Annotated in this window: 1 protein-coding gene; it reads right to left on the reverse strand. The window is 68.4% G+C overall.

Going from position 1 to position 1,004, the window contains the following annotated elements; all coding sequences use genetic code 11:
* Positions 1–1,004 (reverse strand): asparagine synthetase B family protein (locus tag ACFOW8_RS28820; RefSeq protein WP_378554826.1); only part of this gene is annotated, 1,004 nt, incomplete at both ends.

Consider the following 1,004-nt stretch of genomic DNA (forward strand, 5'->3'; position numbering starts at 1 on the left):
GCGCAGCATCTGGGCGACGGCGGCCTTGTCGATGAGGTGGTCGGTCTGGGATTCGGCGATCTGGGTGTGGGCCCAGTCGTAGAGTTCGGTGCCGCGCAGCCAGTGCCGCAGGGGGACCGGGAAGCCGAGCTTGGCGCGGTGCAGGACGTGGTCGGGGACGATGCCGTCCAGGGCCTGGCGTAGCGCGTACTTGGAGGTTTCCTTGGTGATCTTCTGCTCGTAGGGCAGGCCCTGGGCGACGCGCATGACCTCGTTGTCCAGGAACGGCACGCGCAGTTCCAGGGAGTTGGCCATGGTCATCTTGTCGGCCTTGACCAGGATGTCGCCGCGCAGCCAGGTGAACAGGTCGAGGTGCTGCATGCGGGCTACCGGATCCCAGCCGCGGGACTGGGCGTAGATCGGGGCGGTGACGTCCTGGTGGGTCCACTCGGGGCGGAACTCGCGCAGCACCGCGCGCAGCTGGGCGTCGTTGAAGCTGCGGGCATTGCCGTAGTAGCGGTCCTCGAGGGTGAGCGAGCCGCGCTGCAGCAGCGACTTGCCGCGCTTGCCGTCGGGGATCCGGTCACCGAGCTTGCCCACGAGCTTGCGCAGCCCGGCGGGCAGGTACTCGAACGGTTTGAGCGACAACGGCTCCCGGTAGATGGTGTATCCGCCGAACAGCTCGTCGGCGCCCTCGCCGGAGAGCACCACCTTGACGTGCTTGCGGGCCTCCTTGGCCACGAAGTACAGCGGCACCAGGGCGGGGTCGGCGACCGGGTCGTCGAGGTACCAGACGATCTCGGGGATGGCGGCGGCGAACTCGGCGGGGGAGACCACCTTGACGATATGGCGGGCGCCGATCAGTTCGGCGCTCTCGGCGGCTACGTCGACCTCGGAGTAGCCCTCGCGCTCGAACCCGGTGGTGAAGGTGATGAGCTTCGGGTTGTGCCGCATGGCCAGCGCCGCGATGGCGGTGGAGTCGATGCCGCCGGACAGGAACGAGCCGACCGTGACATCAGCGCGCA

This window comes from Nocardia rhizosphaerae (genome assembly GCF_042650365.1).
Classification (GTDB): Bacteria; Actinomycetota; Actinomycetes; order Mycobacteriales; family Mycobacteriaceae; genus Nocardia; species Nocardia rhizosphaerae.